Raw genomic sequence first — 5,916 nt, 5'->3', positions numbered from 1 at the left:
GTCACCACGTTGCCGCAATCGCCGTCGTAGAATCCTCTTATCGAGCGGAGGTTCCCGATGAGATGCGCCCTTTTCGCAGCGACTGCCTTTCTCTCCCTGGCCCCGATCGGTCAAACGACCTTGGCAGCCGAAGATGCCCCCGAAGCGCCCTATGTCGACGACCGGTCGAGCGCCGATGCTGTTGTTCGTTCGCTCTACAGCGCCATCACCCGGCACGAATTCGCCCGCGCCTGGGGGTATTTCGGCGATACAAAACCGGCAAAGGATTTCGACAGTTTCGTCAAGGGCTATGACGGCACCGACAAGGTCGAGGTCTTGACCGGGGCGGTTTCCGACGAAGGTGCGGCCGGCAGCATTTTCTACAACGTGCCCATCGCCATCCGCGCCACCGATAAGAGCGGCGGCGAAAAGGTTTTTGCCGGTTGCTACACGCTGCGCCAGGTGAATGCCCAGATCCAGGCGGAGCCACCCTTCGATCCGATCCACATCGAGAAGGGGGCACTGAAACCCTCCACCGTCGATTTCGAGGAGGCGCTGCCGCCAAGCTGCGGCGATGGGCCGCCGCCACCGAAGAAGGACACTGCGCTGGAGCAGGCAAAGAAGGCGTTTCTGGCAACCTATGGCGACCAGTGCGACAAGCAGTTCCTGGCCGACGAGCCGACGGTCTTTTCAATCAAATACAAGGACAAGGATGCGCAGCCCGGCGACCCCGACAAGGAGACGCGGCTGTTCCATTTTTCCTGCTCGGCCGCCGCCTACAATGAAAGCTCGGTCTATTATATGACCGACGAGACATCGGCCGTGCAGCAATTGCAATTCGCCGAACCCAAGATGGACATCCGCTACGAGAACAATGACAGCAACGGCAAATTGCTGGGCATGAGCATCGTCGGTTTCCAGACGTCCGGCTGGGCGGTCAATTCCGACTACGACGAGGCCACCCAGACGATCACCACGTTCAACAAGTGGCGCGGGGTCGGCGATGCTTCCGACGCCGGCACGTATCTGTTCCGCAACGGCAATTTCTCGCTGGTCCAGTACGACGTCGATGCATCCTATGACGGCGAGCAAAATCCCGAGACTGTCGTCGACTACAACACTGCGCCTTGAGCGTCACACGGGCTTGCAGGCTGTGTCGATCAGGGCGACTTCGATAGCATCCAGTTGAGCGTGCCGCGCCAGTCGGTCATGCGGATCGGGGTGCCATGGGTACCGGTCTCGAAACGAACGAAACGGGTCGGGTAAGTCTTCGATTTGGCCAGGATCGAGCGAAAGAATGCCTCCTGATTTGCCACTGGGAAGACCACGTCGTGACTGCCCTGGCCGAAAAAGACCGGCACACGGCGCTTGAATGCTGGGCTGGTGAAAAAGCTCTCATCCCATAGCGAGCCGAGCAGCAGCAGGCCGTTGATGCGGCCGCCCATGTCCTTGCGCGCGGCAAGCTTCCAGCACAGCGCGCCGCCCATCGAGCCGCAGGCGACGAAGATCTTCGCGCCTGGCGATCGTTCGGCATAATGACCGATCAGCGCCGCCACCTGCGCCGCTCCCTTGTCGCCGAAATCGGTAAAATCCGGACTGAGATAGAGGCCGCCATTGCCGGCCATCAGGTTCTTGAGCCGGTTGAAATTGCCGCCGAAGGTGAAGTCGTCGACACCTTGCTTGCGGCTGCCGCCCTGCCCGTGCAGGTAAAGCACGATGATGCCGGCGCCCTCGGTCTTGCCGACGGCGACATGCCTGATATCGCCGGCGTCGGTTTTCAGCAACAGATCCTGCTGCACCTTGCGCACGCTGGCGTCGGTATATTGGGCGTTCACCCGCCGCTCGGGCACCTGGTCACGCTGGTTGATGTCGCGCATCTCGCGGTAGTCGATGACCGTGTAGGCGCCGTTGCTGTCGGACGACAGCGTGGGCGGATAGGCGAAGAGATCGTCCTTGAAGGGTTTTAGGGACAGCGTCTGACTTTGCGCGGCCGAAGACAGCAACGCGGTCGTGACTGCAAAGGCACAGAAAATTTGGCGGCGAAAAGACATACCCAAGGCATGCGTAATTCGGCTTGGGTTTGTCAATCCTGCAGCACGCCGCCGGCGCCTTCCAGCGCCTCGCGCGTGTCGACATCGACAGACGCCGCCGCGCCGATCTCGACATCGATGACATCGAGCCCTTCGGTCTCGACCAGATGGCGTGCACCGGTGTCGCCCTCCAGATGGGCGATCGCCGGAAACAGCGAACGCGGCAACAGCACCGGATTGCCGCGCTTGCCGTCATGCGAAGCGCGGACCACCGCATTGCCGCCGCCCTTGCGGAACGCATCGATCAATCTGTCGAGATCGTGGGACGTGATATCGGGCATGTCGCCGAGCACGATCATCACACCGGCGGAGTCCTCCGGCAGATAGGCAATGCCGGCCTTCAGCGACGTGGACAAGCCGTCGGTAAAATCAGGATTGTGCGCGAAGGTCACGTCGAGGCCCGCCAGCGCAGCGCGCACCCGCTCGCGCTGGTGGCCGGTGACAACGACAGTTCTGGACGCCTTCGAGCCAAGCGCCCGCTCGGCGGTGCGGTACACCAGCGGCTTGCCGTCGAACAGCGCCAACAGCTTGTTCGGCCCGCCCATGCGGCTCGACCGGCCGGCCGCCAGCAGCACGATGCCGATCTTCAGTTGAGATTTGGCCGGCAGCGGTTCGCGCGGCTGCGGCCGTGTGGGGATTTCCATCAACAGTCCGCCGACCCCCATGCCGGCAATATCCCTGGCGGTCACGTCGAGACCGGCGATCAATCGGTCCAGCACCCAATCGAACCCGTTCTCCTTGGGGCTGCGGGCGCAGCCGGGCGCGCCGATGATGTGCTTGCCTCCGAGCGCACCGAGCACCAGCAGATTGCCGGGATCGACCGGCATACCCGCGCGGACGACGGTACCGCCCGCTTTCTCGATCGCCGCGGGAATGACATCGGCGAAATCGCTCATCGCCGAGGCGCCGAAGATCACCACCATGTCATTGTCGCGCACCAGGGAAGCCGTGGCCTCCGCCACCGGCGCGATCTCATGCGCCGTGCGGCGCTCGGCTGTCAGCCTGCCGCCGGTACGCGCCAGCCGTGCTTCGGTGACGCGCAGCGTCTTGTCGAGCACGGAAGGCTTGATGCCCGGCAGAACCGTCTGGATGACGCCGACACGCACGGGCCGGTAGGCATTGACGGCAAATATCTCGCCTGCGGCGCAGATTTCTGTCGCAGCGTCGACCAGCGCTGAACCGACCGCGAAGGGAATGATCTTCACCGTCGCGACCATCTGGCCTTTTTCGACCGGCGCATGCTGCGCCAGCGTGGCGATGGTGATGGCGGGATCGATGGCATTGATGGCGTCGATGGCAGCGGCATCGACCGTGAAGATGCCCGGCGCCTTGGCGTGGAGGTTGACCCGCCCGGTCGCGGCAGGCTTGGCTTCGATGCCGCGAAAGGCCATGCTCCCGGCAATCGTTTGCGCGGCCGCATCCTCGCCGAGGTCGTCCTCAGCCAGAACAGCCGCAACGACCTCGGAAACACCGGCAGTCCGTAGCAGCGCCACATCTTCGGCGCTCAGCCTATGCGCCTTGCGGAAGCGGCGTTCACCAGCGGTGGTGGAGTGTGCCAGCACCGCGCCTTCCGCCGTCTCGATCGGGATCGGTCCGAATTTCACGCCGCCGCACCTTTTGCGTCCAGCCCGCGCGAGCGGAAGGCATGGATCGCCTGGGCCAACACCGCAACAGCAATCTCTCCCGGGCTGGCAGCACCAATATCGAGCCCGATCGGCGCATGGATACGGGCGATCTGGTCGGCGCTCGCGCCCAGCGCCAGCAAACGTTCGACACGCTTGGCATGCGTCTTCCTGCTGCCGAGCGCGCCGACATAGAAGCAGTTGGCGTCTAGTGCTGCCTTCAGGGCGAAATCATCGACCTTCGGATCATGGGTGACGGCGGCAAGTGCGGTGTAGCTGTCGAGCGGCTGACGCTTCAGCACATCCTCCGGCCATTCGGCATGAAGCGCCACATCGGGAAAGCGGTCCGGCGTGGCGAAAGCGGTGCGGGGGTCGATGATCTCCACGGGATAGCCGGCGATCTTCGCCATCGGCGCCAGCGCCTGGCTGATATGGACAGCGCCAATCACGACCAGACGCGGCTGCGGCAGATGCGCGTTGAGAAAGAAAGTCCGCCCCTCGGCTTCGACCGAACCGGAATTACCGGTGCGAAACGCCCTGGCGATCGCGGTTCCGAGATCGCCGGCGACGTGATCGCCCTCGCGCACGATCCGGTCGCGGCCGTCACCGAGATCGGTGACAAGGATCGCCGCACGGCGGGCGCGTCGTTCGGCGTTCAAAGTTTTTAAGGCGTAGGGATCCATCAGGAAATCTCTTGTCCGAGCATCATCTTGTCCAAAAACCGGGTCCCACTTTTTGGGATCATGCTCTAGCCCAGTCTTTCCACGTACACCTTGATGCGGCCGCCACAGGACAAGCCCACTTGCCATGCGGTTTCGTCGGCAACACCGAACTCCAGCATCCTGGCCTTGCCGCTGTCGATGACGTCGATGGCCTCGCTGACCACAGCGCCTTCGACGCAGCCGCCCGAGACGGAGCCATGGAAATTGCCGTCTGCGTCGATGACCAGATGGCTGCCTACAGGTCGGGGCGCCGAACCCCAGGTCTCGACCACTGTCGCGATGGCCACGTCCTTGCCGTCCTTCATCCAGCCCTCCGCAATGATCAGCGGGTCGCGGGCCTCATCCAGATAAATGCTGTTTTCCATGACCGTTTCTCCAGAAGTCTGTTTTTCTCGGGATCTGTTTTCCGGATGGGAAGGATATGGTTATGCGGCGCGCCTCGCGCCAGCTTCCAGCCATCGGCGCGGATCGACGGATTGTGCCGACTTCTTGTCCAATGACGCGCAGAGATCGGCGAGCGCATCGAGATTGTGCACCGAGCGGAACTCGTCGACATGCGGCAGCATCGCCTTGACGCCACGGGCGCGCGCCTGGAAGCCGTCGAAGCGCAGCAACGGGTTCAGCCAGATCAGCCGCCGGCAGGATTTGTGCAGGCGCTCCATCTCCTCCGACAGGCCGGCGACATCGTCGCGCTCCAGCCCATCTGTGATCAGAAGCACGACCGCCCCCTGCCCCAGCACGCGACGCGACCATATCAGGTTGAACTCGGCCAGCGTGTCGCCGATGCGGGTGCCACCCGACCAGTCCATGACCGCCGCCGAACAGTCGGCAAGGGCTGCATCCGGGTCGCGATGGCGCATCTGCCGCGTCAGATTGGTCAGCCGGGTACCGAAGACGAAGGTGTGCACGCGACGCCTTTTTTCCGTTAGCGCATGCAGGAAATGCAGGAAAATCCGCGTGTACTGGCTCATCGAGCCGGAAATGTCGGCCAACACCACCAGTGGCGGATGAACCTCGCGGGCTGAGCGGAATTTCGGCAGGATCAGTTCGCCGCCGGTGCGCGCGGCCGAACGCATCATGGCGCGCGGATCGATGCGGCGGCCATGCGCATCGGCCTTGAAGCGCCGCGTCCGCACCATGTCGAAAGGCAACCGCAACTGCGCGATCGCCTTCTTGGCGTCGGCCATCTCGGCGGCGTTCATCTGGGCAAAATCCTTGGCCCGCAGCACCTCGTTGCCGGAAAAGGTGAAGCGGGCGTCGACCTCGATCTCGGGAATTTCCTGTGGCGGCTGGTTCTTCTGGTGTCCCTCGAACATCGCCTGGCTGACCCGGTTTTCAGCGGCTCGTGGCTTCTGCTTTTCCCTGGTGTCGGGCGCCACCGGCGAAAACATCGCCAGCATCTTTTCGATCAGTTCGCGCGACTTCCAGAACAGCCGGAAGGCCTCGTCGAAAATGGCGTGATCCTCATGCCGCGACACCAGCACCGCGTGCAGCGTCCAGTAG

The 5,916-nt window shown here is 63.2% G+C and carries 6 protein-coding genes; 1 reads left to right on the top strand and 5 read right to left on the bottom strand.

What is annotated here, in order from left to right; genetic code table 11:
• The first annotated feature begins 57 nt into the window (after window positions 1-57).
• Window positions 58-1,110 carry a DUF1176 domain-containing protein gene (locus EN914_RS21190; protein WP_024504345.1) on the top strand — a complete coding sequence of 351 codons (1,053 nt, stop codon included), beginning with the start codon at window positions 58-60 and terminating at the stop codon, window positions 1,108-1,110.
• A gap of 29 nt (window positions 1,111-1,139) precedes the next feature.
• Here EN914_RS21190 and EN914_RS21185 read toward each other — a convergent pair whose 3' ends face one another.
• The 5 genes from EN914_RS21185 to EN914_RS21165 all read right to left on the bottom strand — a co-directional run.
• Window positions 1,140-2,030, bottom strand: coding sequence for a S9 family peptidase (locus tag EN914_RS21185; protein WP_024504344.1), 891 nt, complete (start codon window positions 2,028-2,030; stop codon window positions 1,140-1,142).
• Between the two features lie 32 nt (window positions 2,031-2,062).
• The gene (locus EN914_RS21180; protein ID WP_024504343.1) at window positions 2,063-3,673 is read right to left on the bottom strand and encodes an NTP transferase domain-containing protein; all 1,611 of its coding nucleotides are present in this window, start codon (window positions 3,671-3,673) and stop codon (window positions 2,063-2,065) included.
• Window positions 3,670-4,374: an XdhC family protein gene (locus EN914_RS21175; protein ID WP_013532111.1), complete on the bottom strand. Its 705-nt coding sequence runs from the start codon at window positions 4,372-4,374 to the stop codon at window positions 3,670-3,672. Before EN914_RS21175 ends, EN914_RS21180 begins: the two co-directional genes overlap by 4 nt.
• A gap of 65 nt (window positions 4,375-4,439) precedes the next feature.
• Window positions 4,440-4,778 (bottom strand): XdhC family protein, encoded by a 339-nt coding sequence (locus EN914_RS21170; protein WP_013532112.1) that lies wholly within the window; start codon window positions 4,776-4,778, stop codon window positions 4,440-4,442.
• Between the two features lie 60 nt (window positions 4,779-4,838).
• Window positions 4,839-5,916, bottom strand: a 1,078-nt coding sequence (locus EN914_RS21165) for a VWA domain-containing protein (protein WP_127389237.1), incomplete at its 5' end; no start/stop codon positions are given.

Origin of the sequence: Mesorhizobium sp. M7A.F.Ca.CA.001.08.2.1, from assembly GCF_003998455.1 — a bacterium.
GTDB classification, from domain to species: domain Bacteria; phylum Pseudomonadota; class Alphaproteobacteria; order Rhizobiales; family Rhizobiaceae; genus Mesorhizobium; species Mesorhizobium ciceri.
Note: the sequence above shows the minus strand (reverse complement) of the source record. Positions and strands in the feature narration are given on the sequence as shown.

Excerpts from the sequence above, each read along its gene's own strand:
- EN914_RS21175 (WP_013532111.1), bottom strand. The coding sequence starts at position 4,374 with ATGGATCCCTACGCCTTAAAAACTTTGAACGCCGAACGACGCGCCCGC.
- EN914_RS21170 (WP_013532112.1), bottom strand. The coding sequence starts at position 4,778 with ATGGAAAACAGCATTTATCTGGATGAGGCCCGCGACCCGCTGATCATT.
- EN914_RS21185 (WP_024504344.1), bottom strand. The coding sequence starts at position 2,030 with ATGTCTTTTCGCCGCCAAATTTTCTGTGCCTTTGCAGTCACGACCGCG.
- EN914_RS21190 (WP_024504345.1), top strand. The coding sequence starts at position 58 with ATGAGATGCGCCCTTTTCGCAGCGACTGCCTTTCTCTCCCTGGCCCCG.